The organism is Brevundimonas sp. TSRC1-1, from assembly GCF_049898245.1.
In the GTDB taxonomy this organism is placed as follows: domain Bacteria; phylum Pseudomonadota; class Alphaproteobacteria; order Caulobacterales; family Caulobacteraceae; genus Brevundimonas; species Brevundimonas mediterranea_A.
On sequence record NZ_JAFCXI010000001.1, the window covers coordinates 777,539 to 802,803 of the forward strand.

Annotated in this window: 27 protein-coding genes; 12 read left to right on the forward strand and 15 right to left on the reverse strand. The window is 66.9% G+C overall.

Annotation, left to right across the window (positions count from 1 at the left end):
• Positions 1-5: 5 nt before the first annotated feature.
• Entirely contained in the window at positions 6-2,336 is a 2,331-nt protein-coding gene (rnr, locus tag ACP7CK_RS03920; RefSeq protein ID WP_426025170.1) for a ribonuclease R, read from the reverse strand.
• A 105-nt stretch (positions 2,337-2,441) separates the two neighbouring features.
• On the opposite strand from rnr, the gene ACP7CK_RS03925 reads away from it, so the two are divergent.
• Positions 2,442-3,842 carry a pyridoxal-phosphate dependent enzyme gene (locus tag ACP7CK_RS03925; RefSeq protein ID WP_426025171.1) on the forward strand — a complete coding sequence of 467 codons (1,401 nt, stop codon included), beginning with the start codon at positions 2,442-2,444 and terminating at the stop codon, positions 3,840-3,842.
• 4 nt (positions 3,843-3,846) lie between these two features.
• Entirely contained in the window at positions 3,847-5,010 is a 1,164-nt protein-coding gene (locus ACP7CK_RS03930; protein WP_426025172.1) for a cystathionine gamma-synthase, read from the forward strand.
• A gap of 2 nt (positions 5,011-5,012) precedes the next feature.
• Here ACP7CK_RS03930 and ACP7CK_RS03935 read toward each other — a convergent pair whose 3' ends face one another.
• The 5 genes from ACP7CK_RS03935 to ACP7CK_RS03955 form a co-directional block, all read right to left on the reverse strand.
• Positions 5,013-5,270: a hypothetical protein gene (locus ACP7CK_RS03935; RefSeq protein ID WP_008260096.1), complete on the reverse strand. Its 258-nt coding sequence runs from the start codon at positions 5,268-5,270 to the stop codon at positions 5,013-5,015.
• Positions 5,271-5,295: 25 nt separating this feature from the next.
• Complete coding sequence (locus ACP7CK_RS03940) at positions 5,296-5,469, reverse strand: hypothetical protein (protein WP_155988153.1); 174 nt, start codon at positions 5,467-5,469, stop codon at positions 5,296-5,298.
• 36 nt (positions 5,470-5,505) lie between these two features.
• Positions 5,506-5,718 carry a cold-shock protein gene (locus ACP7CK_RS03945; RefSeq protein ID WP_008260450.1) on the reverse strand — a complete coding sequence of 71 codons (213 nt, stop codon included), beginning with the start codon at positions 5,716-5,718 and terminating at the stop codon, positions 5,506-5,508.
• Between the two features lie 175 nt (positions 5,719-5,893).
• A complete protein-coding gene (locus ACP7CK_RS03950; RefSeq protein ID WP_426025173.1) occupies positions 5,894-6,604 on the reverse strand; it encodes a TorF family putative porin in 711 nt (236 codons plus the stop codon).
• Between the two features lie 34 nt (positions 6,605-6,638).
• On the reverse strand, positions 6,639-7,571 hold the full coding sequence (locus ACP7CK_RS03955; protein WP_426025174.1) for an NAD(P)H-dependent flavin oxidoreductase: 933 nt from the start codon (positions 7,569-7,571) through the stop codon (positions 6,639-6,641).
• Positions 7,572-8,116: 545 nt separating this feature from the next.
• On the opposite strand from ACP7CK_RS03955, the gene queF reads away from it, so the two are divergent.
• Positions 8,117-8,578: a preQ(1) synthase gene (gene queF / locus ACP7CK_RS03960; protein ID WP_040349994.1), complete on the forward strand. Its 462-nt coding sequence runs from the start codon at positions 8,117-8,119 to the stop codon at positions 8,576-8,578.
• Between the two features lie 191 nt (positions 8,579-8,769).
• On the opposite strand, the gene ACP7CK_RS03965 is transcribed toward queF, so the two are convergent.
• On the reverse strand, positions 8,770-9,537 hold the full coding sequence (locus ACP7CK_RS03965; RefSeq protein ID WP_426025175.1) for an EAL domain-containing protein: 768 nt from the start codon (positions 9,535-9,537) through the stop codon (positions 8,770-8,772).
• Positions 9,538-9,606: 69 nt separating this feature from the next.
• Positions 9,607-10,215 (reverse strand): nitroreductase family protein, encoded by a 609-nt coding sequence (locus tag ACP7CK_RS03970; RefSeq protein WP_372704704.1) that lies wholly within the window; start codon positions 10,213-10,215, stop codon positions 9,607-9,609.
• A 45-nt stretch (positions 10,216-10,260) separates the two neighbouring features.
• Between ACP7CK_RS03970 and ACP7CK_RS03975 the strand changes: the two genes are divergently transcribed.
• The 4 genes from ACP7CK_RS03975 (at position 10,261) to ACP7CK_RS03990 (ending at position 14,739) form a co-directional block, all read left to right on the forward strand.
• Positions 10,261-10,887, forward strand: a complete 627-nt coding sequence (locus ACP7CK_RS03975; protein WP_426025176.1) for an NUDIX domain-containing protein — start codon at positions 10,261-10,263, stop codon at positions 10,885-10,887.
• Positions 10,888-10,907: 20 nt separating this feature from the next.
• The gene (gene cysE / locus ACP7CK_RS03980) at positions 10,908-11,729 is read left to right on the forward strand and encodes a serine O-acetyltransferase (RefSeq protein ID WP_035307878.1); all 822 of its coding nucleotides are present in this window, start codon (positions 10,908-10,910) and stop codon (positions 11,727-11,729) included.
• 52 nt (positions 11,730-11,781) lie between these two features.
• On the forward strand, positions 11,782-12,003 hold the full coding sequence (locus ACP7CK_RS03985) for a DUF3126 family protein (RefSeq protein ID WP_035307881.1): 222 nt from the start codon (positions 11,782-11,784) through the stop codon (positions 12,001-12,003).
• Positions 12,004-12,249: 246 nt separating this feature from the next.
• Complete coding sequence (locus ACP7CK_RS03990) at positions 12,250-14,739, forward strand: glycoside hydrolase family 3 protein (RefSeq protein WP_426025177.1); 2,490 nt, start codon at positions 12,250-12,252, stop codon at positions 14,737-14,739.
• Between the two features lie 59 nt (positions 14,740-14,798).
• On the opposite strand, the gene ACP7CK_RS03995 is transcribed toward ACP7CK_RS03990, so the two are convergent.
• From ACP7CK_RS03995 to ACP7CK_RS04010, 4 genes are all read right to left on the reverse strand, one after another.
• Entirely contained in the window at positions 14,799-15,191 is a 393-nt protein-coding gene (locus ACP7CK_RS03995; protein ID WP_292149577.1) for a hypothetical protein, read from the reverse strand.
• A gap of 149 nt (positions 15,192-15,340) precedes the next feature.
• Positions 15,341-16,699, reverse strand: coding sequence for a PAS domain S-box protein (locus ACP7CK_RS04000; RefSeq protein ID WP_426025178.1), 1,359 nt, complete (start codon positions 16,697-16,699; stop codon positions 15,341-15,343).
• A gap of 233 nt (positions 16,700-16,932) precedes the next feature.
• The gene (locus ACP7CK_RS04005; protein WP_035307885.1) at positions 16,933-17,175 is read right to left on the reverse strand and encodes a DUF2164 domain-containing protein; all 243 of its coding nucleotides are present in this window, start codon (positions 17,173-17,175) and stop codon (positions 16,933-16,935) included.
• Positions 17,175-19,064, reverse strand: coding sequence for an ABC-F family ATP-binding cassette domain-containing protein (locus tag ACP7CK_RS04010; RefSeq protein ID WP_372704702.1), 1,890 nt, complete (start codon positions 19,062-19,064; stop codon positions 17,175-17,177). Before ACP7CK_RS04010 ends, ACP7CK_RS04005 begins: the two co-directional genes overlap by 1 nt.
• Positions 19,065-19,111: 47 nt before the next feature.
• On the opposite strand from ACP7CK_RS04010, the gene ACP7CK_RS04015 reads away from it, so the two are divergent.
• The 4 genes from ACP7CK_RS04015 to ACP7CK_RS04030 all read left to right on the forward strand — a co-directional run bounded on the left by ACP7CK_RS04015 (position 19,112) and on the right by ACP7CK_RS04030 (position 20,728).
• Positions 19,112-19,447 carry a type II toxin-antitoxin system Phd/YefM family antitoxin gene (locus tag ACP7CK_RS04015; RefSeq protein ID WP_426025179.1) on the forward strand — a complete coding sequence of 112 codons (336 nt, stop codon included), beginning with the start codon at positions 19,112-19,114 and terminating at the stop codon, positions 19,445-19,447.
• A gap of 11 nt (positions 19,448-19,458) precedes the next feature.
• Entirely contained in the window at positions 19,459-19,863 is a 405-nt protein-coding gene (locus tag ACP7CK_RS04020) for a type II toxin-antitoxin system VapC family toxin (protein WP_426025180.1), read from the forward strand.
• 77 nt (positions 19,864-19,940) lie between these two features.
• Positions 19,941-20,360, forward strand: a complete 420-nt coding sequence (gene ndk, locus ACP7CK_RS04025; RefSeq protein ID WP_008262562.1) for a nucleoside-diphosphate kinase — start codon at positions 19,941-19,943, stop codon at positions 20,358-20,360.
• A 167-nt stretch (positions 20,361-20,527) separates the two neighbouring features.
• Positions 20,528-20,728 (forward strand): hypothetical protein, encoded by a 201-nt coding sequence (locus ACP7CK_RS04030; RefSeq protein ID WP_008260739.1) that lies wholly within the window; start codon positions 20,528-20,530, stop codon positions 20,726-20,728.
• A 76-nt stretch (positions 20,729-20,804) separates the two neighbouring features.
• On the opposite strand, the gene ACP7CK_RS04035 is transcribed toward ACP7CK_RS04030, so the two are convergent.
• Positions 20,805-22,856, reverse strand: coding sequence for a M13 family metallopeptidase (locus ACP7CK_RS04035; protein ID WP_426025181.1), 2,052 nt, complete (start codon positions 22,854-22,856; stop codon positions 20,805-20,807).
• Positions 22,857-22,983: 127 nt separating this feature from the next.
• Entirely contained in the window at positions 22,984-23,793 is an 810-nt protein-coding gene (locus ACP7CK_RS04040) for an SDR family oxidoreductase (protein WP_426025182.1), read from the reverse strand.
• Positions 23,794-23,927: 134 nt separating this feature from the next.
• On the opposite strand from ACP7CK_RS04040, the gene ACP7CK_RS04045 reads away from it, so the two are divergent.
• A complete protein-coding gene (locus tag ACP7CK_RS04045) occupies positions 23,928-24,593 on the forward strand; it encodes a TetR/AcrR family transcriptional regulator (RefSeq protein ID WP_426025183.1) in 666 nt (221 codons plus the stop codon).
• Positions 24,594-24,612: 19 nt separating this feature from the next.
• On the opposite strand, the gene purN is transcribed toward ACP7CK_RS04045, so the two are convergent.
• Positions 24,613-25,215, reverse strand: a complete 603-nt coding sequence (gene purN, locus ACP7CK_RS04050) for a phosphoribosylglycinamide formyltransferase (protein WP_426025184.1) — start codon at positions 25,213-25,215, stop codon at positions 24,613-24,615.
• Positions 25,216-25,265: the final 50 nt, after the last annotated feature.

Consider the following 25,265-nt stretch of genomic DNA (forward strand, 5'->3'; position numbering starts at 1 on the left):
CGGGGTCATTTCCGCTTGCCCTTCCTGACGCCCTTCAGTCCGCCCGCCGGCTTGGAGCCGTTGCGAGGCTTGGGACCGCCCGGCCGACCCTTGCCACGCATGGGCGGGCCGTCGCCGCCGCGTCCGCGAATGCCGTAGCGGGGGGCGGGGGCGTTGGGGTCGCGGGGTTCGGGCTCGCTGAGCATTTCAAACACCAGGCCGCCGGTGACGGGGGTGGCCTCCATCAGCTTGACCTCGACCTTTCGGCCCAGGGTGAACCGCTTGCCGGTGCGTTCGCCGACCAGGGCGTGGGCGCGGTCGTCGTGGGCGAAATATTCGCTGCCCAGGGTCGAAACCGGAACCAGGCCGTCGGCGCCCGTCTCGTCTAGCCGGATGAACAGGCCGAAGCGGGTGACGCCGGTGATCCGACCGGTGAAGGTCGCGCCGACCCGGTCTTCCAGGAAGGCGGCGATATAGCGGTCCATGGCGTCGCGTTCGGCGGCCATCGACCGGCGCTCGGTCATGGTCACGCCCTCGGCTATGGCGGGCAGTTCGGCGATCTCGCGATCCGTCAGCCCGTCCTTGCCGAAACCCAGCGCCCGGATCAGGCCGCGGTGGACGATCAGGTCGGAATAGCGCCGGATCGGCGAGGTGAAGTGGGCGTAGCGATCCAGGTTCAGGCCGAAGTGGCCGACGTTGTCGGGCGAATAGATGGCCTGCATCTGGGTGCGCAGAACCACTTCGTTGACCACATCGGCGTATTCGCCGTCGCGCGTCTCGTCCAGCAGCTTGTTGAACCGTTTGGTCGTGCCCGGTTCGCCCTTGTTCCACGGCTTGCCGATGGTCGAGAGGAAGTCGGCCAGGTTGAAGATCTTCTCCTGGCTGGGCGCGTCGTGGACGCGGTAGATCAGGGGCGTCTTCTTCTGCTCCAACGTCTCGGCGGCGCAGACGTTGGCCTGGATCATCATCTCCTCGATCAGCCGGTGCGCCTCCAGCGACGCGCGCTTCTCGATTGAGGCGATGCCGCCGCCCCCTTTTTCGTCGGCGGGCGCCATGCGGATGCGGCGTTCGGCCGATTCGATCTGCAGCGGGCTGCGCTTCAGCCGGCCCTTCAGCATGGCGTGATAGGCGTTCCACAGCGGATAGAGGATGGCCTCCATGATCGGGCCGGTGGCGTCGTCCGGTTGCCCGTCGATGGCCGCCTGGGCCTGTTCGTAGGACAGTTTGGCGTGCGACCGCATCAGGCCGCGCACGAACTTGTGGCCGGTCTTTCGGCCGTCCTTGTCGAACACCATCCGCACCGCCAGACAGGCGCGGTTCTCGCCCTCCTTCAGGCTGCACAGGCCGTTCGACAGCACTTCGGGCAGCATCGGCTCGACGCGGTCGGGGAAATAGGTCGAGTTGCCCTTGTCCCGCGCCTCGCGGTCCAGATGGGTTCCGGGACGGACATAGGCGGCGACGTCGGCGATAGCGACCCAGACGATCCAGCCGTTCGGGTTCTTCGGATCCTCGTCGCGGGCGGCGTAGACGGCGTCGTCATGGTCACGCGCATCGGCGGGGTCGATGGTGATGAAGGGGACCTCGCGCAGGTCCTCGCGGCCCTTCAGCGTCGGCAGGGCCTGATCCTCGGCCTCACGCTCGACGGCCTCGGAGAAGCCGGTCGGGACGCCATGGGCGTAGATGGCGATCAGCGAGGCGGCGCGGGGGTCGTCCTCCTTGCCGATATGTTCCAGGATCTTGCCTCGCTTCGGACCGAACCGCTGCTCGCCCTTTTCGATGGCGGCCAGGACCAGGTCGCCGTCGCGCAAATCGCCGGACTGGGCCTGGGGCACCAGCAGCACGTCCTTGGAGCGGCGGTCGACCGGCTCGACGCGGGTCTCGCGCGCCGACTTGCGGATGACGCCCAGGACGCGGTTGGTCCCCACGTCCAGCTTCTTGATTAGCCGGGCCTCCCAGCCGTCGCCGCCGCGCTGGAACTTGACCAGTAGCCGGTCGCCCAGTCCGGGCGCGGGGCCGGGCTTGCCCTTGTCGGGCATCAGTATGGCGCGGGGCGCGTCGGCGCTGGCCTCGACCAGACGGACGTAAAGTTCGCCGTCGCCGTCCCGTTCGATCACGTCGGCGACGCCGACAGGGGGCAGGGCGCCGGCTTCGGAGAAGCCCTTGCGGCCGCGCTTGCCCAGTTTTCCTTCTTCTTCGAGTTCGCGGATCATTTCGCGCAGGGCGCGGCGGTCGCCGCCCTTCAGGCCGAAGTGGCGCGCGATATCGGTTTTCTCGGCCGATCCGGCCTCGCGCAGGAAGGCGAGGAGGGTGTCTTTGTCGGGAAGGCCGGCGGGCGGCCTCTTGGATGAATTGGTCATTGCGTCTTTCGTAGCGCGGAACCGCGCCCTTGGGTCAAATCTTGCGTGAGTTGACCATGTGAATGTGAGGCCTCAGCCTCGCTGCGTCCTGAACCGGAGTCTTCGATGTCCCTGAACGCCCCCGCCCTGAGCGCGACCGTGAAGTCGCCGCTGGATCTGATCGGCAAGACGCCGATGGTGGAGGTGACGAAGATCGACACTGGCAAGTGCCGGCTGCTGCTGAAACTGGAGTCCCAGAACCCCGGCGGTTCGATCAAGGATCGGATTGCAGTCGAGATGCTGGATGCGGCTGAGAAGGAAGGCTGGTTGAAGGAAGGGGGCACGATCGTCGAGGCGACGGCGGGCAATACGGGCCTGGCGCTGACCCTGGTCGGGCGGGCGCGGGGATATAAGGTGCTGCTGGTCATCCCGGACAAGATGTCGAAGGAAAAGATCCAGCATCTGCGGGCCATGGGCGCCGATGTTCGCCTGACCCGTTCGGACGTTCCGCACGGGCACCCGGAGTATTACACCGACATGGCCGAGCGTTTGGCCCAGGCCATCCCCGGCGCCTATTACGTCAACCAGTTCGCCAACCACTCGAACGCCGACGCCCATGTGAAGACGACCGGGCCGGAGATCTGGGAGCAGACGGGCGGCGACATGGACGCCTTCGTCGCCGGCATCGGCTCGGGCGGGACGATCACCGGCGTGGCGCGCTATCTGAAGAGCGTGGGCTCCAGGGCCCAGATCGTCCTGGCCGATCCGGTGGGATCAACCCTGGCCGGCATCGTCAATGAGGGCGTGCCGGGGCCGGACGGCAGCTATACGGTCGAGGGCATCGGTCAGAACTTCGTGCCCGACACAGCGGACATGAGCCTGATCGACAAGGCCTATTCGATCCCGGACGCGGAGGCGATCGCCACGGCGCGCGAGCTTCTGCTGAAGGAAGGCATCCTGGCGGGGTCGTCCTCGGGGACGCTGATCGCCACGGCCCTGCGCTGGTGCCGCGAGCAGACCGAAGCCAAGACCTGCGTCACCTTCGTCTGCGACACCGGGGCCAAGTATCTGTCCAAGGTCTACAACGACGCCTGGCTGGCGGATCAGGGTCTGGGCGAGCGCGAGCTGCACGGCGACCTGTCGGACCTGATCAACCGCAAATACGAGAAGGGCGACGTGGTCGTCGCCGGTCCGGGCGACTCCCTGGACACCGCCTTCAAGCGGATGAAGGGCGCCGACGTGTCTCAGCTGCCGATCATTGAGGACGGCCGCCTGGTCGGCATCCTGGATGAGAGCGACCTGATCCACGTGATGAACACCGACGAGATCACCCGCAAGGAGCGGTTCGCCAAGCCGGTGGCCTCGGCCATGACGCGCGACTTGGACACGCTTCAGGTCAAGGAGCCGCTGGACGCCCTGATCCCCGTCTTCGACCGCGACCGGGTGGCCATCGTGCTGGACGGCGAGCGTTTCGTGGGTCTGATCACCCGCACCGACCTGATCAACCACCTCAGCCTGAACCGGTAATCCCATGGCCGATACAAAAAACAGCCAGGGTTTCTCGACCCGCGCCATCCATGCCGGGCAGCATCCCGACCCGACCACGGGCGCGGTAATGACGCCGATCTACGCCACCTCGACCTATGCCCAGGAAAGCCCGGGCGTGAACAAGGGCTATGAGTATGCGCGGGGCAAGAACCCGACGCGCGAGGCGTTCGAGGCCTGTATCGCGGACCTGGAGGGCGGGACGCATGGGTTCGGCTTCGGCTCGGGCATGGCGGCGACCTCGACGGCGCTGGAGCTGCTGGACGCGGGCGATCATATCGTGACCGGCGACGACCTTTACGGCGGCTCGTGGCGGCTGTTCGAGCGGGTGCGGCGGCGGACCATGGGGCTGGACTTCGCCTATGTGGATCTGAGCGACATCGCGGCGGTTGAGGCGGCGATCACGCCCAAGACGAAGATGCTGTGGGTCGAGACCCCGACCAATCCCTTGATGAAGCTGGCCGACATCGCGGCCCTGTCGAAGGTGGCCAAGGCGCACGGCCTACTGCTGATCGTGGACAATACCTTCGCCACCCCCTTCTGCCAGCAGCCGCTGAGCCTGGGGGCGGATGTGGTCATGCACTCGGCGACCAAATACCTGAACGGCCATTCGGACATCATCGGCGGGGTGCTGGTGACGGCCGATCCGGAGCTGGCGACGCGGATCAAGTTCCTGCAGAACTCGGTCGGCGGGATCATGGGGCCGTTCGACGCCTTCCTGGCCAACCGGGGGCTGAAGACCCTGGCGCTGCGGATGAAGGCGCACTGCGAGAACGCCCTGACCGTGGCGCGGTGGCTGGAGACGCGCGCGGGCGTGGCCAAGGTCATCTATCCCGGCCTGATCGCCCATCCGCAGCACGAACTGGCCGCGCGCCAGATGCACGGGGGCTTCGGCGGCATGGTGACGGTGGTGCTGGAAGGCGACCTGGAGCGGACCAAGCGGGTGCTGGAACGGGTGCAGGTCTTTACGCTGGCGGAGTCGCTGGGCGGGGTCGAGAGCCTGGTGAACCACCCGGCCATCATGACCCACGCCAGCGTGCCCAAGGACATCCGCGAGAAGGGCGGCGTCACCGACAGCCTGATCCGGCTGTCGGTCGGGGTCGAGAACGTCGAGGACCTGATCGCGGATCTGGATCAGGCCCTGGGGTGATCTCAGCTGGAGGGAAGGGCGGTCTGGTGGCCGGTGACGGGCGGCAGCTTCTTCTTGGGGGCGGCGCGCTTGACCGGGGCCTTGGCGGCCTTGGGCAGGGCCGCGCGGCGCGCGACTTCGGCGTCGATGACGGGCAGGATGTCGCTGGCGGCCATGACCTGGGTCGAGGCGCCGTGTTCGACCAGACGGGCGGCGTTGGCGCGCAGAGTCACCAGATCGGCGTCGGTCATCGAGGGGATCATGTCGGCGAGCGGGGTCATGCGGGCGTCCTGTACGGAATAGGCGTCAGGGCCGGCGCGCGAGGCGCCAGCCCTTCAGCTGATTGAAGGCGATCTCGACCACGACCGGATCACCCAGCCCGGAGACGCCCTGAGGCGAACCGAGCGTGGGCAGGACCGTTACGACGTGGCCGTTGTCCAGGCGGACCTTGCGGCCGCCCAGAGGCAGGAGCTTGGTCACCTCGCCGTCGAAGGCGATGGTGTTCCGAAGCGTGTCCTACTCAGCCGCCGTAAGGCGACCGGCGGATTCCTTGCCGGAGCGCGAGTCGCGCTCGATCTCGTAGGAGATCTTCTGGCCTTCGTTCAGCGAGCCGACGCTCGAGGTTTCGACAGCCGAGGCGTGGACGAAGACGTCCTTGCCGCCGTCATCGGGAGCGATAAAGCCGTAGCCTTTGGTGGGGTTGTACCATTTAACAGTGCCGGTAGCCATTTGGAGACCTCCGTCTGGCGTTGACCGCAGGGAGGGATCCCTGGTCGGCCTGTCGGGTCTGAATGGGATCGGCGTTTGGACCTCGGTGCGTGATGCAAAGGGAGCAGCGGCGTTACGCAGAGAGATCGACCCTCCCCATATGGGCGGCCTTGGCCCGGGGCGCAAGGGCAGGGCGTCAGAAGGCGTAGGCGAGCCGGGCGACGACGGCGTCCTCGTACTGCTCGTCCAACGCGGCGGCGTCGGTGTCGTAGTAGCGCAGGTCGAGGGCGAGGGCGTCGGTCAGGGCGTAGGTCACGCCCGCGTTCCAGCCGGTGTAGTCGGGGCCGCCGTCCTGTTCGCGTCGGCCGATGGCGGCCGAGCCGTCGAGGCGGGGCGAGAACGACCAGCCCAGTTCGGCCTCGACCCAGACGTAGGAACGGGTCAGGCCGGGGGCGTCGGGGGCGTACTGGACCAGCAGGGCCGCCTGGGCGGGACCGACGGCGCGGCTGACCTCGGCGCTCAGCTCCATGCCGTCGGCGTCATAGCCGGGATCGACATCCAGGCGGCGCTTGTAGGCGACGTTGAGGTCGAAGGCGTAGCCGAAGGCCTCGGGCCGGTAGCCGACGATCCAGTCGGTCTCGATGTTCGAGCCGCCCGCCTGGATGGTCTGGAAGCCGGGGGAGACATAGATCCGGCCGTCGTCGCTCTCCCAGGCGGCGTAGGCGGAGACATAGGCGTCGTTGCCCGACTTGGAGGCGGCCTTGGAGCGGTTGTCCGTCCCCGCCTCGACCTCGAAGCCCCAGACGCCGCGGCCGGGAGACGTCTGGGCCTGGGCGGGGACGACGGCGGTCAGGACCAGCAGGGAACCCAGCAGGGCGGAGGGAACGAGCGAGGGGATTCGGATCATGCGGGCTCCAACGCGCGGGATGCGCGAAGGAGCCTTACAGGTTTGCGGTCCTGGCTGAAAACTGTTCCGTGGCCTGAGCGAACTCTTGTCGCAGGCGGCCGACCAGTTCGGCGGTCGGCAGGACGTCGTGGATGGCGCCCGCGCCCTGACCGGCGGACCAGACCGTCTTCCAGGCCTTGGCCTCGTCGCCCATGTCCAGCTTGTGCTCGGGCAGGTGTTTGGGGTCGATCCCGTTCTCGATCAGCGACTTGGACATGAAGTTGGCCGGGATGCCGGACACGGCCGGGGTGTGGATGATGTCGGTCGAGCCGCTGTCGATGATCATCTGCTTGTAGGCGTCTGCCGCCATGGCCTCGGTCGTGTTGATGAACCGGGTGCCCATATAGGCGAAGTCGGCGCCCAGCATCAGGGCCGCCGCCACGTCCTGACCGGTCGAAATCGCGCCGGACAGGATGATGGTCCCGTCGAAGAAGCTGCGCACCTCGTTGACCAGGGCGAAGGGGTTGATGATCCCGGCGTGGCCGCCGGCGCCGTTGGCGACCAGGATCAGGCCGTCGACGCCCGCCTCGGCCGCCTTGCGCGCATGGCGGATGTTGGCGATGTCGTGGAAGACCACGCCGCCGTAGCCGTGGACCGCATCCACCACGTCGCGCACGGCGCCCAGCGAGGTGATGATCAGCGGCACCTTCTCCTCGACCGACACCGTCATGTCGGCCATCAGCCGGGGGTTGGTCGGGTGGACGATGTGGTTGACGCCGAAGGCGGCGGCCCCGGGCTTCAGCCGGCCCTTGATCTCGTGAATCCAGTCGCGATAGCCCTCGGCCGTGCGCTGGTTCAGCGACGGGAAGGTGCCGATGATCCCGGCGTTGCAGGCCTCGACCACCAGATCCGGGCCGGAGACCAGGAACATGGGCGCCGAGATGATCGGCAGGGTCAGGCCTTTTTGAAGCGAAGCGGGAATGGCCACGGGCGTCTCCTGGGTTTCGTTTCGCTACGCTTAGCGGGCTGTCGCGGGGGAAGGCAATCGGGGAGAATTCGGGCGACGGGATTTCAGACTCGCCGACGAAAAAACAGAGTCTGAATCGTATGAATCGTCTGAAATCGGCGGCGAAGCTGGACGGTGAAAACACAGTCCAATGAGTCCAATGAGTCCAGTTTCGGCCCTCCCATCCGATGGGGGTGATTATAGCCGGATTTCAAGGCATGGCGGGTTGAGCAGGGTTTTTTGACGTCAGAGCGTTGAAAGGCTGAGGAAAAATCTGCGGAACTAGGGGCGTTGAACGCCACAAGCCTCGTGCGCGGCGCGCCCCCTCCACCACCGCGCGAAGAGGCGCGGCGGTCCCCCTCCCCCAATGGGGGAGGATTTCGGTCGTCGGCTTCGTAGTCCTCCCCCGTCTGGGGGAGGGGGCCCGCGTCTTCGCGGTGGAGGGGGCCGGACGCGGATGGGGTCTGGAATGGGGCGGTTCGCCCGGAAGGATTTTCTTACGCGCCGCAAACGCCTAAATGCGCGGCATGACCCACTACACCGACAACCTCAGCCAGCTCGGCGCCCAGACCGCCGCCCCGACCAGCCCCGAGACGGCCGTGCTGGAGCGGGTGCCGAACCCGCATGCGGATACGCTGTATCTGGCCCGGTTCACGGCGCCCGAGTTCACCAGCCTGTGCCCGGTGACGGGCCAGCCGGACTTCGCCCATATCGTTATCGACTATGCGCCGGGCGACTGGCTGGTCGAGTCCAAGAGCCTGAAACTGTACCTGACCAGCTTCCGCAACCACGGCGCCTTCCACGAGGACTGCACCGTCGCCATCGGCCGGCGGCTGGCGGACCTGCTGGCGCCGAAATGGCTGAGGATCGGGGGGTACTGGTATCCGCGCGGCGGGATTCCGATCGACGTCTTCTGGCAGACGGGGGTGGCGCCGGAGGGGCTGTGGCTGCCGGATCAGGGCGTGCCGACGTATCGCGGGCGGGGGTAGGGGGCTCCATTTTCCTTTCGTCATTCCGGGCGAAGCGCAGCGTAGGCCCGAACCCAGCGGTTCGCGAGAGCGCGAACTGGATACGGACTCGCTGCGCCAGCATTGTGCGGCGGACCCACTTTGCCTCCGGCGCCGCGGGGGTCCTCCGATCTGCGCCGCTACGCGGCTTGTTGGAGGATGACGAAAGGATGTCAGGCGGTGCGGGCCAGTGAGGTCGTCGCGCGGGGCCAGGCGACCGGGGCCAGGGCCTCGACCGCCGGCTTGGCCAGCAGATAGCCCTGCATCAGGGTGACGCCCAGGTCGCGCAGGACGTCGTGTTCGGCCAGGGTCTCGATCCCTTCGCACACCGGCTCGACGCCCAGGTCGCGCAGCATGTTCAGGGTGTTGCGCACGATGGTGCGCTTGACCGGGTCGGTGTCGATGTTGCGGATCAGGGCCATGTCCAGCTTGACGATGTCCGGCTGGAACAGGGCCAGCAGGCCCAAGCCCGCATAGCCCGCGCCGAAGTCGTCGATGGCGGTCTTGAACCCCATGGCGCGATAGGAGCGCAGGATGTTCAGGATGTGATCGGCGTCCATCGCCTCGCTCTCGGTGAACTCGAAGATGATCCGGTTCACCGGGAAGCCGGTGCGCATCGCCGCCGCAAGCGTGGTGCGGATACAGGCGCGCGGCTCATAGACCGCATTGGGCAGGAAATTGATCGACAGATTGGCGCCCTCGGCGGCCATGTCGATCTCCGCCGCCAGTTCGATGGCGGTGGTGCGGCACAACTGGTCGAAGGCGTAGCGGTTGGCGGCCGAGATCTGGGCCAGGACCTGGCCGGCGCCGGCGCCGTCCTTGCCCCGCACCAGGGCCTCATAGGCGAAGACGGTCTGGGTCGAGACATCGACGATCGGCTGGAACGCCATGGTGATCGGCAGGTCGAAACCCGTTCCGTCTTTGCAACCCGCACAGGACATCAGCCGGCTCGTCTCCAAGTTAGGCGGCCGATGTTAGACGCAAGGGATTAAAGATCCCCACTGCTCCGCCTAGGGCAGGCGCGTGACCCTGGCGGCCATGTCCGGGCGGGGGCGTTCCAGCGCGGGTTCGGTCAGGGTTCCGATGTGGATGAAGCCGGCGACGGCTTCGCCCTCGGTCAGGCCGAACAGGGCCACAGCCTGGGGGTCGTAGCTGTACCAGTCGGTGATCCAGCTGGACGAATAGCCGAAGGCGCCGGCCGCGTGTTCCAGGTTCATGCAGACGGCGCCGGCCGACAGCTGTTGCTCCCAGACCGGCTTGGCGGCGGGGACGGGCGTCGAGACGACCAGGATGGTGAGGGGGGCGGCGGTCAGCTTGGCCAGGACCGCCTGGTCCTTGGCCGGCTTGTCGCGGGTCTCGGCCAGGACGGCCAGTTGTTCGGCGATCCGGGCGCGGCTGAGCGGGCCCAGGACCACGAACCGCCAGGGGAAGAGCTTGCCGTGATCGGGGGTGCGGGCCCCCAGGGTCAGGATCTGGTCCAGCTCGGCCTCGGTCGGGCCGGGAGCGGTCAGGGCCTGGGCCGGGGCGGAGCGGCGCGTGGCCAGCCGGTCGCGCAGGTCCTGTGAGGGGACCGGGGCGGGCAGGGGGGCGTTCAGGGGGATCAGGGGCAGCTCGGTCATGCGGTCTAGCTAGGCTTTCGTCCCCGCCTTCGCCATAGGTGAGCCATGAGCAATTCCGACGAACCGAAATGGGCCGAGGGACTGGTCAGGCCGCCGGCGTGGCGCAGCGACGGAACCGAGGTTCTGTTCGACAGCCCGTGGCTGAGCCTGACCCGGCATCCGGCGACGGCGCCGACGGGGCATGCGGCCGACTACGCCGTCGTGCGGTTCAAGAACGTCGGGACCGGCGTGCTGCCGGTGCATGACGACGGGACGGTGGTGCTGGTGGGCCAGCAGCGGTTCGCCCTGGCCAACTATTCCTGGGAAATGCCCGAGGGCGGGGCGCCCCTGGACGAGGATCCGTTCGACGGGGTCCGGCGCGAACTGGCCGAGGAGGCGGGGCTGGAGGCCGCGCACTGGGCGCCGGCCCTGACGGTCGAGATGTCCAACTCCATCACCGACGAGATCGGCAAGACCTGGATCGCCTGGGGCCTGAGCCCTGCGCCGGTCGCGCCGGACCCGACGGAGATCATCGCCGTGGTCCGGGTGCCCTTCCTGGATCTGCTCGACGAGATCGGGCGCGGGACGGTGCGCGACAGTCTGACGGTGGCGACGGCGTACAAGGCCTATCATATGGCGCAGAATGGAGCCCTGCCTCCGGCGCTGGCGCAGGCCATGCTGGGGCGGGTATGATGTCGCCGAAGGAGCCCGGCATGGCCAAGCTTGAAGTCGTTGCGGAAACCGACAGCGTGTGGCGCCAGCTGCGCGCCTCGGCCGAGGCCGCCGCGCGCGAGGAGCCCCAGCTGGGCTCGCAGATGAATGCGGTCATCCTGTCGCACGACGACCTGGCCGGCGCGCTCAGCTTCCAGATCGCGCGCAAGCTGGCCGACGGGGAAATGAGCGCCATGTCGGTGCGCGAGGTCTGCCTGTCGGCCTTCGTCGCCGATCCGGCCATGGTCGCGGCGGCGGAAGCCGATCTGCAGGCGGTGGCCGAGCGCGACCCGGCGATCCGCAACCTGTTGCAGCCCTTCCTGTATTTCAAAGGCTTCCAGGCGCTGCAGGGGTGGCGCGTGGCCCATTGGCTGTGGGGGCAGGGGCGCGAGACCCTGGCCTTCCACTTTCAGAGCCGGATCTCCGAACTGTTCCAGCTGGACATCCATCCGGCCGCGCGGCTGGGCAAGGGGCTGTTCCTCGACCACGGCACCGGCATCGTCATCGGCGAGACGGCGGTGGTCGGCGACGACGTGTCGATGCTGCACAATGTCACCCTGGGGGGCACGGGCGCCGAGCGCGGCGACCGCCATCCCAAGATCGGCAAGGGGGTGCTGCTGGGCGCCGGGGCCAAGGTGCTGGGCAATATCCATGTCGGCGACTACGCCAAGGTGGCCTCGGGCTCGGTGGTGCTGAAGGATGTGCCGTCGGGCTGCACCGTGGCCGGGGTGCCGGCGCGGCTGGTCAACTGCCCCACCGGGGCCGAGCCGGCGCGGACCATGGACCATACGCTGGCGGACGTGGTGTACGACTTCGTGATCTGACGGGTTTCCCTCAACGCCCGACTTCTCTAGGGTCCGCCGCCAACCCAAGACCATGAGGCCCCCCGTGAAAGACACCGACCTGAAGCGCATCGAGGCCCACCTCAAGCGCACCTTCAACACCGGCGGCATCATCGTGAAGGCCCGTCCCAAGCAGAACGACTCGGCCGAAGTCTATGTCGGCGACGAGTTCATCGGCATCGTCTTCGAGGACGAGGACGAGGAAGGCTCGTTCATGTTCGAAATGGCGATCCTGGCGGAAGACCTGCCGGACTAGGGGTTTGATCCCCTCCTGGAATCGCCCTGCGTCAAGTTGCGCGGGGCGATCCTGAGAACGTTCTCAAAAATGGCTTGACGGTTGGTGGCGTCCCGTCCCTAATCCGCGCCGAAGGGCGGCGGATCGATCGCTCGGGAGCAGACGCGCAGGGTGAAGGGTCGGAATGTCGCCATTCCGTCGCGCCTGTCCGCCTGTCTTCCGATCCGTCAGACGCACGCCTCCTGGTTCATCCTGCGAGGAAATCCGATGCGCACGACTGTGTCCCTGATGGTTCTGGCCCTGGCCATGAGCGGCGGCGCCCCCGCCCTGGCCCAGACGGCCGCGGTTCCCGAGGCGGCGCGGGCCCATCCCGCCCTCTGGCCCCAGGCCGCGACCCCGGCCGCGATCAGCGATGCGCGCACCGAGGCCTTCGTCACCGAACTGATGGCGAAGATGACGCTGGAGGAGAAGGTCGGCCAACTGATCCAGGCCGACATCGGCTCGATCACGCCGGACGACCTGAAGACCTATCCGCTGGGCTCGATCCTGGCGGGCGGCAGCTCGGGTCCGTGGGGCGACGACAAGGCGACGGCGCAGAAATGGCTGGACCTGGCCCGCGCCTTCCGCGCCGCCAACGAGGCGCGCGGGGGGACGGTGATCCCGCTGATCTACGGCATCGACGCGGTGCACGGGCACAACAATGTCCCCGGGGCGACCATCTTCCCGCACAACATCGGCCTGGGCGCCGCGCGTGATCCCGACCTGATCCGGCGGATCGGGGCGGCGACGGCGCTTGAGGTTGCGGTGACGGGGGCGGAATGGACCTTCGGCCCGACCCTGGCCGTGCCGCGCGACGACCGCTGGGGCCGGTCCTATGAGGGATACGCCGAGGACCCGGAGGTCCAGCGGTCCTACGCCGGGCCGATGACCCTGGGGCTTCAAGGCGAGCTGCAGCCGGGGCGGCCGCTGGCGCCCGGCCATATCGCCGGATCGGCCAAGCATTTCCTGGCCGACGGCGGCACCTTCGAGGGCGAGGACCAGGGCGATTTCCGGGGCACGGAGCAGGAGCTGATCGACGTGCACCTGGGCGGCTATGTCCAGGCCATCGATGCGGGCGTGCTGTCGATCATGGCCAGTTTCTCGGGCTGGAACGGCTACAAGCACTCGGGCAATCCGACCCTGCTGACCGACGTGCTGCGCGGGCCGCTGGGGTTCAAGGGGTTCGTGGTGTCCGACTGGAACGCCCATGGGCAACTGCCGGGCTGCACCAATGAGAGCTGCGCCCTGGCGGTCAATGCGGGCATCGACATGCTGATGGCGCCCGACAGTTGGAAGCCGCTGTACGCCTCGACCCTGGCTCAGGCCAGGTCGGGCGAGATCCCCGCGGCGCGGGTGGACGAAGCGGTGCGCCGCATCCTGATCGCCAAGGTCAAGACCGGCCTGTTCGAGCCGACACGGCCGATGGAGGGCCGGTTCGAGGAACTGGCCTCTCCGGCGCACCGCGCCCTGGCGCGCGAGGCGGTGCGCAAGTCGCTGGTGCTGGTGAAGAACGACGGCGTCCTGCCGGTCCGGGCCAGTGCGCGTGTCCTGGTGGCGGGGACGGCGGCCGACGACATCGGCCAGGCCTCGGGCGGCTGGACCCTGAGCTGGCAGGGGACGGGCAATTCCAACGCCGACTTCCCCCAGGGCCAGTCGATCTGGGGCGGGATCGAGGAGGCCGTCAAGGCCGGGGGCGGGAGCGCGACCCTGAGCGCAGACGGGAGCTTCACCCAGAAACCGGACGTGGCCATCGTCGTCTTCGGCGAGACCCCCTATGCCGAGTTCCAGGGCGACGTGGACAATCTGGACTATGTGCCCAGCACGCCGCTGGAGACGCTGAAGCGGCTTAAGGCGGCAGGGATTCCAACCGTGTCGGTCTTCCTGTCGGGGCGGCCGATGTGGACCAATCCGGAGATCAACGCCTCGGACGCCTTCGTAGCCGCCTGGCTGCCGGGGACCGAGGGCGGCGGGGTCGCCGACATTCTGGTGGGCGGCGCCGACGGCAAGCCGCGCAACGACTTCCACGGCAAGCTGTCCTTCAGCTGGCCCAAGGATGCGACGGGGACGCCGCTGAACCACGGCCAGCCGGGCTATGATCCCCAGTTCGCCTATGGCTATGGCCTCAGCTACGCCGCGCCGGCGACGGTCGGGATGCTGTCGGAGGAGAGCGGGGTCTCGGCCCAGGCGACCAATCTGGACCGCTATTTCGTCGACGGCCGGTTCGTCTCGCCGTGGAGCCTGCTGCTGAACGACGCCGGGGGACAGACCCGGCCCGGCACGGCCAAGACTGCGTCCAGCCCGCGCGCCGGCGTGGCCTCGCGCCCGGTTGACGACCTGGGCCAGGAAAGCGGCCAGCAGTTCGCCTTTGCGGGAACGGGAGCGGCCAGTGTCGAGATCTGGGGCACGCCCGTCGATCTGACGCGTCAGGCCAATGGGGCCGTGGCCCTGGGCTTCCGCTACCGGGTGGACGCTGCGCCGAGCGCGCCGGTGGCCTTCAAGCTGGGCGGCGGAGCCATCGACCTGACCGGCCTGCTGCGTTCGGCCCCGGTGGGCCAGTGGCGCGAGGCCCGCATCCCCCTGACCTGTTTCCGCACCGACGGCGGGGACCTGTCGAAGGTCGAGGTGCCGTTCCACATGGCGACCAGCGGGACGCTGACGGTGTCGGTGTCCGAGATCAAGCTGGACTCCAGCCAGACCGAGACGCGCTGCCCGGCATAAGGGGCTATGAACACCCTAAGCGGAAGCGCTGAGCTTCCGTTTAGGGTGGGAAGCAGACGCTAGCGAACTTCCCATCGAGCAAAGGCGTAGTAGCTATCGCCAGCCGGGGGAAAACTACCATCGGTGCCCTGCGCGGTCGCCCTGAGCTGAACGCGTGTTGCCCATGCGCCGAACGAAGAACCCGGTTCCGACTCGGCGACAAGACTGCACGCCGTCGTCACGCCACCTTCACCGAGGTCGCATTTCAACAGCGCCCATCCCTTGCCGATCCCATCGATGGGCATCGTCGTCATTAGGCTTTGCGGCACTTGCCTCCGGAGCTCGGCAGGGCACCAAAGCCGAGATCCTGTCGTTAGGTCACGCTCGGATAGTTCACAGACGGCAGGTTCAGGCCGCGCTGCGGTAGGCGGTGCCGATTGATAAACAGCGAACAACATCGTGGCGATGATCATCAGCTCTCCTAGGTTCAATCCGCCAACGTCCGCAATGGGTCGAACTGTGACCTGGGGTGCGGTCCGGAAAGCGGACAGGGGTTCGCCAGGCCTGTATTCGTCGAGGAAGGCCCCCCGAGCGCCTCCGCTCGCGACCGGAAGGCTTGCGTTCAGGCCGGCGTTTGCAGCGGGTCGAGCGGGAAGGCGACTTCGACGATCAGCCCGTCAGTCGCCCACTGGCGGGTCAGGGCGCCGCCCAGCTGACGAACCACGCTGGCCTTCAGGGAGGATCCGAAGCCTTCTCGGGTCGGCGGAACAACCGTCGGGCCGCCGGTTTCGCGCCACTGGAGCGTCACCTGACCCTCCTTCAGCGTCCAGGTCACCGAGACACGGCCGCCGCCATTGCTGCAGGCCCCGTATTTGTTGGCGTTGGTCGCCAGTTCGTGGAGCAGCATGCTGAGGGGCTGGACCTGGTGCGGCGAAAGCCCGATCTCGGGGCCGTGGGTGTCCACGGTGTCCTTGGGGCAAAGGGCTTCCAGCTCTTCCCTGACCACATCCTCCAGCCGCCCGCCTTCCCAATGCCGACTGGCCAGTGAGGTCTGCGCGCGCGCGAGGGCGCCGATCCGCCCGGCGAGGACGTCCTTGTAGGTCGCGACATCGTCGGCGCGGGTCAGTCGCGTGAGCGACTGGACGATCGAGAGAACATTGCGCGCCCTGTGATCGACCTCGTTCATCAGCAGCTGGCGGGCCTCCTCGTTGCGCTTCTCCTCACTGATGTCGCGCGCTTCGATGACGGTGCCGACGACCTTCGCCTCGCTGTCGTAGATCGGGCTGGCCGTGAAGGCGACAGGGTAGAAGGAGCCGTCCTTATGAACAAAGACCTCCTCGCCCTGCGTCCCGGCCTGTTCCGGAAAGGCGCGGTCGATGGCGCACTCCGAGAGGGGAAAGGGCGAGCCGTCGGGATAGGTGTGATGAATCACGTCGTGGAGGGGGCGTCCGGTCGTTTCTGCGAAAGCAAAGCCCGTGAGTTTCTCCGCCGCCCTGTTCATGAATACACAGTGCTGTCGTTCATCCATGAGGAAGACGGCCATGGTCGTGTTGCTCAATATGACATCAAGTCGGGTGGCTGTTTCTCGCAGCGCGGCCTCAACACGTCGATAATCCGTCGTATCCTTGATGGCGGCATAGAAGACCGCGTCATCGCCGTCGTCAAAGAGTTGAAGCTTGACGGACACATTGTATGTGCTGCCGTCCTTGCGTTGGTGGAGGGTGTCGAAGTCAAGTCTGTCGACCTCGCCAGATTGGAGGGGTTTGATCATTCTCAGGAAATCGGCACGACTGATGTTCGGCTTCAGATCCCAAGGTGTCAGCCGTGAGAGTTCTTCGGAATTATAGCCGAGATTGTCGCGGGCGCCCCTGTTGACGAGTCGAAAGTAGAAGTCGGGCTCGCCGAATATATAGACTTCGCTCGCAGCTTCTTCGACGATGCGCCCAAGGCGCTCGCTGGTCACACCGATAGATTTATTCATGACCAAATCTGCTTCCGACGGGCGCATGACCGTAGATAGTCGCTCGACCCGTGGCAATGGGCTGATGCGACCAGCAATAGCCAAGCTTTCGCTTGAAGCCGGTGATCAGGAGGGATGAGGTAAACTCTTCTGCGAGAACCGATATTTCCGAACGACGGCGACCCGCCGCCTCACCCCGCCTCGGCGACGAAGGCCAGGGTGTCTTTCCCGTCCTAAACCGAGAGGGGACGCGGTCACTCGCTGCGTTCCAGCCCGGCGATAGCCTCAGAGATGTCGTCGGCCTTTTTCTTCAGCACCGCCTGAGCGTCGTAGAGGGCGCGGTTGTAGAAGAAGGGCCCGATCTCGGAACTGAGAAAGTCGATCAGCATCTGGGCCTGAAGGTCGCGCAGTTCGACGTCCAGTTCGTCCCGAAAATAGGGTCGCAGCTTCGCCGCTATCGCGGCGGTTTCCTCCCGACTGAAGTTGATCGGCTTCATCACGCCACCTCGGCGAGCGCCTCTTCCGCCGCGACCCAGGCCACCTCGGCGGCGTCCAGGTCGGCTTGCGTCTTTGCGCGGGCGCGGGTCAGGCCTTCCAGGGCCTTGGGGTTGTTGACGGCGGCGTTGGCCATGTCGTCGTCGATGCGGGCGATCTCGGCGGTCAGGCGGGCCATGGTCTCCTCCGCCTTCTTGACCGCATGACGCAGGGTCGAGGGGGAGGGGCCGGATTTGCGGTCGTTCTTCTTGCCCTTGTTGTTCTGGGCGGCCGGCGCGGCGGCGGCCTCTTCCTTCTTGATCTGGCTGGGCTTGGCGATGGCCTGTTTGGCGCGGTCCAGAACGAACCTGGCGTAGTCGTCCATGTCGCCGTCGAAGGGTTTCACCGTGCCGTCGGCGGCCAGCCACAGCCGGTCGGCCACCATCTCCATCAGCGAACGGTCGTGGGTGATCAGGATGACGGCGCCGGAATAGTCGTTCAGGGCGTCCAGCAGGGCGCGGCGGCTGTCGATATCCAGGTGGTTGGTCGGTTCGTCGAGGATCAGGACGTGGGGCGCATCCATCGCCACCATGTTCAGCAGCAGGCGGGCGCGCTCGCCGCCCGACAGGCTGTCGACCGTGGTTTCCTGCTTTTCGTAGCCCAGGCCGAACTGGGCCAGTTTGGAGCGGCGGGCGCTTTCGGGGGCGTCCGGCATGGCGCGGCGGATGATCTCCAGCGGCGTGTCGGTCGGGTCCATCGCCTCGATCTGGTGCTGGTGGAACCAGCCCACGCGCATCTTGCGGTCGCGGTGCAGTTCGCCCTCGGACACGTCCAGGGCGCCGGCGATCATCTTGGCGAAGGTGGACTTGCCGGCGCCGTTGACGCCCAGCAGACCGATACGGTCGTCCAGGTCCATCCGCAGGTTCAGATTGCGCAGGATCGGCTTGCCGACGTCATAGCCGACATTGGCTCGCTCCAGCCGGATCAGGGGCGGGGCCAGGGGGCGGGGCGGCGAGGGCAGGGTGAAGGGGGCGACCCGTTCCTCGATGGTGGTGGCCACCGGCTGCATCTTCTCCAGCCGCTTCATCCGCGACTGGGCCTGGGCGGCCTTGGAGGCCTTGGCCTTGAACCGGTCGACGAAGGCCTGGAGGTGGGCGCGTTCGGCGTCCTGCTTGGCCTTGGCCGACAGTTGCAGCCGGGCTTTCTCGGCGCGGGCCTTTTCGAAGGCGTCGTAGTTGCCGGTGTAGAGGGTCAGGGTGTGGTTCGCGAGGTGCAGGATATGGGTGCAGACCTCGTTCAGCATCTCGCGGTCGTGGGAGATGATCAGGGCCGTGTGCGGGTATTTCTTCAGCCGCGCCTCAAGCCACAGGGCGCCTTCCAGGTCGAGGTAGTTGGTCGGTTCGTCGAGCAGCAGCATGTCCGGCTCGGCGAACAGGGCGGCGGCCAGGGCGACGCGCATCCGCCAGCCGCCCGAGAACTCGGACATGGGCCGGGCCTGGTTCTCCTGGTCGAAGCCCAGGCCGACCAGGATTTCGGCGGCGCGCGCCGGGGCGGCGTCGGCGTCGATCTCGATCAGGCGCGACCAGATCTCGCCCATCTCTTCGGGGGGCGCCGTCTCCAGCCGGCCCAGCAGGGTGTGGCGTTCGACGTCGGCCTCAAGGATGGTGTCGATGACGCTGACGGGGGTGGCCGGGTGCTCCTGGTCGACCGAGCCGATGCGGGCGGTCTTGGGTAGGCTGATCTCGTCGCCGTTAGCGTTCAACTCGCCCAGGATCAGCTTGAACAGGGTGGACTTGCCGATGCCGTTGCGGCCCACCAGGCCGACCTTGGCGCCCGGCGGCAGGCTGACGGAGGCGTCCACGAGGAATTTGCGGCCCCAGGCGTTGAAGGTCAGGTCGGTGATCTGGAGCATGGGAGGCGCAATGGACTTTCTGACCGGTCATCTCTATATGACCAGTCATGACGTATGATCTTGTAAGCGGCGAGGTCGTCATAACGGCCACGGAGTTCAAGGCCAAGTGCCTGGACCTGCTGGATCGCGTGAACTCGGGCGAGATCCGCCGGGTTCGGGTGACGAAGCGCGGCAAGGAGGTGGCGGTTCTGGCGTCGCCGACCAGGGACGGCGAGGCACCCTGGAACCCCATGAGCATGTTCGGCGCGATGAAGGGATCGATTGTCATCGATCCTAGCATCGACCTGGACAAGCCGATCTACGAACAGGTTTTCGGCACAACGGTTGAAGCCGACATGGGGTTGGATGAGATTGATCGCGGCCTTGAAAGTCAAGAGGCGTGAGTGACGGGGTATTGCTGGACACCCACGCCCTGATCTGGATCGTCGAGGGGGTCGCACTTCGGCCGGCGGCTGTCGAAATGATAAGTGCGGCGGCTGTGCAGGGCGAACTGTTTGTCTCGGCCGCGTCGGCTTGGGAAATGGGCTATCTGGCCAGCAAGCCAGAGTTGGTCAAGATTTTACGACGCGATGTCCGCACCTGGTTCTGGGAAGCCGTCAATACGGCTCATGCGCGCATCAAAGACCTGGCGCCGGACATCCTCTTGGATGTCGCGCATCTTCCGCCGCCTCTTCATCGAGATCCCGCCGATCGGATGTTGATCGCCACAGCGCGGGCTCATGACTTGACTTTGATCACCCGCGACCGCGCCATCCTCGACTACGCCGCCGCCGGTCACGTCCGCGCCATCGCCTGCTGATAAGACGGGCTTGGCGCGGGGGCGGGGCGTCGCTATAAGCCCGCGACCTTATTCTCCCTAACAAGAAGTCAATTCCCATGACCGAACGCACCTTCTCGATCATCAAGCCCGACGCGACCCGCCGCAACCTGACCGGCGCGATCAACGCCGTGATCGAAGGCGCCGGCCTGCGCATCGTGGCCCAGCGTCGCGTCAAGCTGTCGACCGACCAGGCCAAGAAGTTTTACGAAGTCCACGCCGAGCGTCCGTTCTACGGCGAGCTGGTCGAGCAGATGACCGCCGAGCCGGTGGTCGTCCAGGTGCTGGAAGGCGAGAACGCCGTCGCCGCCTATCGTGAAATCATGGGCGCCACCAACCCGGAACAGGCCGCCGAAGGTACGATCCGCAAGCTGTTCGCCCTGTCGATCGGCGAGAATTCGGTCCACGGTTCGGACAGCCAGGACAACGCCAAGATCGAGATCGCCCAGTTCTTCACCGACGACCAGATCGTCGGCTAAGGCGCTCAAGCCGCGAGGGACCGCGTCCCGAGCGTAGCGCAAAGTCAGCGCTCAAGTCGCGTTCCGCGGTTCGCAACAGCGACTGAGACATTAAGGCCCGCGTCCGGAACCGGACGCGGGCCTTTTCGTTGGGTCAGTCTCGTCTCAGTCCCCCCGGAGTAGCCTTTATGAAAACCCTGCTGAAACTGACCCCCGTCATCGGCGCCGTGGCCCTGCTGGCCGCCTGCGGCCAGACCATGGAACAACGCGCCGCCACCGGCGCCCTGGGCGGCGCTGTCGCCGGCCAGGTGGTCGGCGGCAACACCGGCTCGACCGTCGCGGGCGCTGCGATCGGCGCCGTCGCCGGCGCGGCGACCACGCCGAAGTAAGAGCTTCAGCCCCGCGCTGAAAAGAGAAGGCCCGGAGCGATGCTCCGGGCCTTTTTCGTTCGGGCTGCGTGACCGCTTACCAGATGCGGGCGCGGGCCTCGGGGGCGATGTAGGCCTTCTGGTCCGGCGAGACGCCGAAGGCGGCGTACCAGGCGTCAATGTTGCGCGGCGAGGTGGCGGCGCGGACCGAACCCGGCGAGTGGGGATCGGTGGTCAGCTGTTCCTTCAGCGCCGCCTCGCGCGACTTCTCGCGCCAGACCTGGGCCCAGCCCAGGAAGACGCGCTGATCGCCCGACAGGCCGTCGATCACCGGGGCCGGCTGGCCGTTCAGCGACTTGTGGTAGGCGTCGAGCGCCAGCAGCAGGCCGCCCAGGTCGGCGATGTTCTCACCCATGGTCAGGTCGCCGTTGACGTGAACGCCGGGCAGGGGCTCCAGCGCGTTGTAGATGTCGCCCAGAACCTTGGCGCGCGCCTCGAAACGGGCGGCGTCTTCCGGCGTCCACCAGTCGCGCAGCACGCCGTCGCCGTCGGACTTGCGGCCCTGGTCGTCGAAGCCGTGGGTGATCTCGTGGCCGATGACCGCGCCGATGCCGCCGTAGTTGACGGCCGGGTCGGCTTTCGGATCGAAGAAGGGCGCCTGGAGGATGGCGGCCGGGAAGACGATCTCGTTGCGCGGCGGGTTGTAATAGGCGTTCACCGTCTGGGGCGTCATGCCCCATTCCAGCGGATCGACGGGCTTGCCGATCTTGCCGCGCTGATAGGCCCACTCGAAGGCGCTGGAGCGTTCGACATTGCCGTACAGGTCGCCGGCGGTCAGTTCGAGACCGTCATACGACCGCCACCTGTCCGGATAGCCGATCTTCACCCCGAACTTGGACATCTTGTAGAGGGCCTGTTCGCGGGTCGCCTCGCTCATCCAGTCCAGGGTCTTGAGCCGTTCGGTCATGGCCGCGCGGATGTTGTCGACCAGGGTCTCCATCTGGGCCTTGGACGAGGCCGGGAAGTGCAGGCGGACATATTCCTGGGCCAGGACTTCGCCCAGCTGGCCGTCGACCAGGGCCACGCCGCGGTTCCAGCGGGGACGGTTCTCGGGCTGGCCGCGCAGGGTCTTGCCGCGGAAGTCGAAGCGGGCGTCGACGAAGGCCTTGGACAGATAGGGGCTGGCCTGATCGACGATCTGGGTCGCTTCCCACGCCTTCAGGGTCTCGATCGGGGTGTCGGCGAAGACCTGGGCGATGCCCGGGAAGGCCGTGTTCTCCATCAGCACCAGAGTGTCGAGGTTCCCGACCTGGGCGCCGTCGAGGAAGGCGGTCCAGTCGAAGCCGGGGGCCAGGGTCGCCAGATCGGCGACCTTGGACGGGTTGTAGAGCTTGTCGATCTGGCGACGCTCGACCGTGGTCCAGTGTTTCTCGGCGACCTTGGTCTCGAAGGCCAGGATGTCGGCGGCGCTCTGGGCCGGATTGGTCCAGCCGATGGCGGTGAGCGTCTGGGTCAGATAGGCCAGATAGGCCTCGCGTTGGGCGGCGAAGTCCGGCTTCAGATAATAGTCGCGGTCGGGCAGGCCGAGCCCGCCCTGGGCCAGATAGGCCGAGTTGATGTTCGGGTTCTGCAGGTCCTCGAACACGGCGACGCCGAACAGCGAGCCGCCGAAGCCTGAATGGCTGGCGCCCATCAGGCGCGCCATGGCGGCGTGGTCGGTCACGGCCTTCACGGCGGCGAGGTCGGCGGCCATGGGCGCGGCGCCCAGCTGTTCGACGCGGGCCTCATCCATGAAGCTGGCGTAGAGGGCGCCGACCTTCTGGGCGTTGGCGTTGACCGGATTGGCGGCGCTGGCCTCGATGATCGACTTCAGCTGGGACTGGGCGTTCTCATAGAGGACGTCGAAGGGACCGAACCGGGCCTTGTCGGCGGGGATCTCGGTGGTGCGGAGATAGGTTCCGTTGGCGTATTCGTTGAAGTCGTCGCCCGGCTTGACGCTGGTGTCGCGGCCGGCGAGGTCAAAGCCCCAGGCGCCGAAGGGGGCTGGGGCGCCGTGCGCGCCGTGCGAGTGGTCCTGGGCCGAGGCGCCGCCGGTCAGGGCGACGACGATACAGGCCGAGCAGGCGGCCATAAGGCGAATACGATTCATGAAGGATAGGGTCCCGATTTTTGTCGGCCGCACCTTTGCGCCGGTGCGGCGGCCTGTCGCATGAAGTTTTCGTAATCCGGCGAGAGGCGGTTCCCGGTGGATGCGGTCAGCGGCTCACGCCTGAACCTCATCGCCTTCCCTGGAAGTCGTCCATCGAATGATAGACGCCCAGCCAGCGCCCGCCGATCAGGTCGAACCATCGTACCGGCAGAAGACCGCGGACCAGGGGCAAAAGGTTCACAATCCACGGCAGTCGCAGAACGATCCTGTCCGTCTTGATCGCCGCGACGATCCGATCGACGACCTTGTCGGGTCTGAGGATGGGGATGACGGGCGAACGCACGCCCTGGAACATGCCGGTGTCGATGTAATAGGGCATGACGGTCGTGACCTTCACGCCGGTCGCCTCTTGCTCCATTTCGATGCGCAGGGAATCGGACCAGCCGATCACGGCCCATTTGCTGGCGCAGTAGACCGACATTTTGGGGTTGGAAACCAGGCCGGCTGCGGAGGCGATGTTGACGATATGGCCGCCGCCGCGGGCGATCATGCCGGGCAGGACGGCGTGCGCCACATACATCGGCGCCAGCGCGTTCACATCCATGGTTCGCGCGATGTCGTCGGGGCTGTGGGCGACGAAGGGCCGACCGGTCACCACGCCGGCGTTGTTCACCAGCATGTCCACCTTGATCCCGGCCTCGTTCATCTCTTGAACCGTGGCGCGGATACGTTCGGGATCGGCCAGATCGACCAGATAGGTCGACACGGCGACGCCGCCCCCGGCCAAGTCGTGAGCCAGTCGCTCCATGGCCTCCACCTGGATATCCCAGAGAACCAGATGCGCGGCGCCCTCAGCGACGAACCTCCGCGCCATCAGCGCGCCGATCCCGGACGCCCCGCCGGTGATCAGAACCGTCTTGCCGCCAATCCTGCTCATGAGAGTCCATCCGTGTCCGCAGTACTCAAGAACTGGAGTATTTGCTCTCATTTGACAAGACTGGTAGTCGAGGAAGCCCTTCGCTCCGTCGTCGCCGAATGAGGCCGGGCGAAGTCCAAGTCACAGGGAGACCCATGGCCGCCAACCCGACGGATGCTCAGGACGGTCCCGGGCCCACCGGAAGCGGGCCTGTGCGGCGGCCGCCGGTCCAGGATCGCGGCCGTCGGCGGGTTGAGCAGATCCTCGACGCCGCCGCCGAAGTGATCGGCGAAATGGGCGTGGACAACGCCACGACCAATATGATCGCTGCGCGGGCCAGCACGTCGGTCGGGGTGCTCTATCGCTTCTTCCCCCACAAGCGCGCGATCATCGAGATGCTGGCGATGCGCTATGTGCACGAGACGGAACAGATTCTGAGCCGTCAGGAGCAGGCGGGCATTGCGGTTTGGCCCCTGCGTCAGGCGGTCGAATGGGTCCTGCATGCGCTGACGGACTTTCATCAGGCCCATCCCGCCTATCAACACGTCTATCGGGCCGTGCGCGGCTCCAGCAGTCCGGAAAGCACCGCATTGCTCGATCACACCCGGGTCGTCGTCGATCGCTTGCTGGCGCTCCGCGCACGGCATGTCCTGCCCCAGGACCGCGAATGGCACGCCACCACAGTGGTCGAGGCGGCGCATGCCCTGGTGGTTCAGGCCTGCGCCCTGACGCCTGACAAACGCGTGCGGCTTATCGAGGAAACCGCCCTGATGCTGACCCGGTACCTGACGCCGGATTATGCGCCTTCGGACCGGGCCTGACGGCGCGGCATGGAGAGGTTCAGGCCCGCGCCAAACCCTTGCAGAAGCTCGTCAGCACCTGCGGATACAATCCATGTTCCCCCGTCTTCACCCGCTCGGCCAGGGCGGCGGGCGTGTCGTCGCCCAGGACCGGCACGCGGGCCTGGCCTAGGATCGGACCTTCGTCCACGCCTTCGGTGACCAGATGAACGGTGCAGCCGGCCTCGGCGTCGCCGGCGGCGATGGCGCGGGCGTGGGTGTCGAGGCCGGGATAGAGGGGCAGGAGGCTGGGGTGGATGTTCAGCATCCGGCCCTCCCATGCGCGCACCAGCCACGGCGTCAGGATCCGCATATAGCCGGCCAGGGCGACCACCTCGACGCCGGCCGCGCGCAGGGCCTCGTCAACCGCCCGCTCATGGGCCTCGCGGTCCTTGCCGAACGGCTTGTGGGGGATGGAGACGGTCGCGACGCCCTTGGCCGAGGCGATGGCCAGACCGCCCGCGTCTTCGATGTTGGACAGGACCAGGGCGACCTCATAGCCGCTGTCGGCGGCCTGACCGGCGTCGATCAGGGCGGCCATGTTGGAGCCGGTCCCGGAGATCAGGACGGCGACGCGGACGGGAGAAACGGCTCGGGACGACATGGCCGCCCCCATGGCGGGGCGGGCGACGCTTGGCAAGGATCAAACGCGAT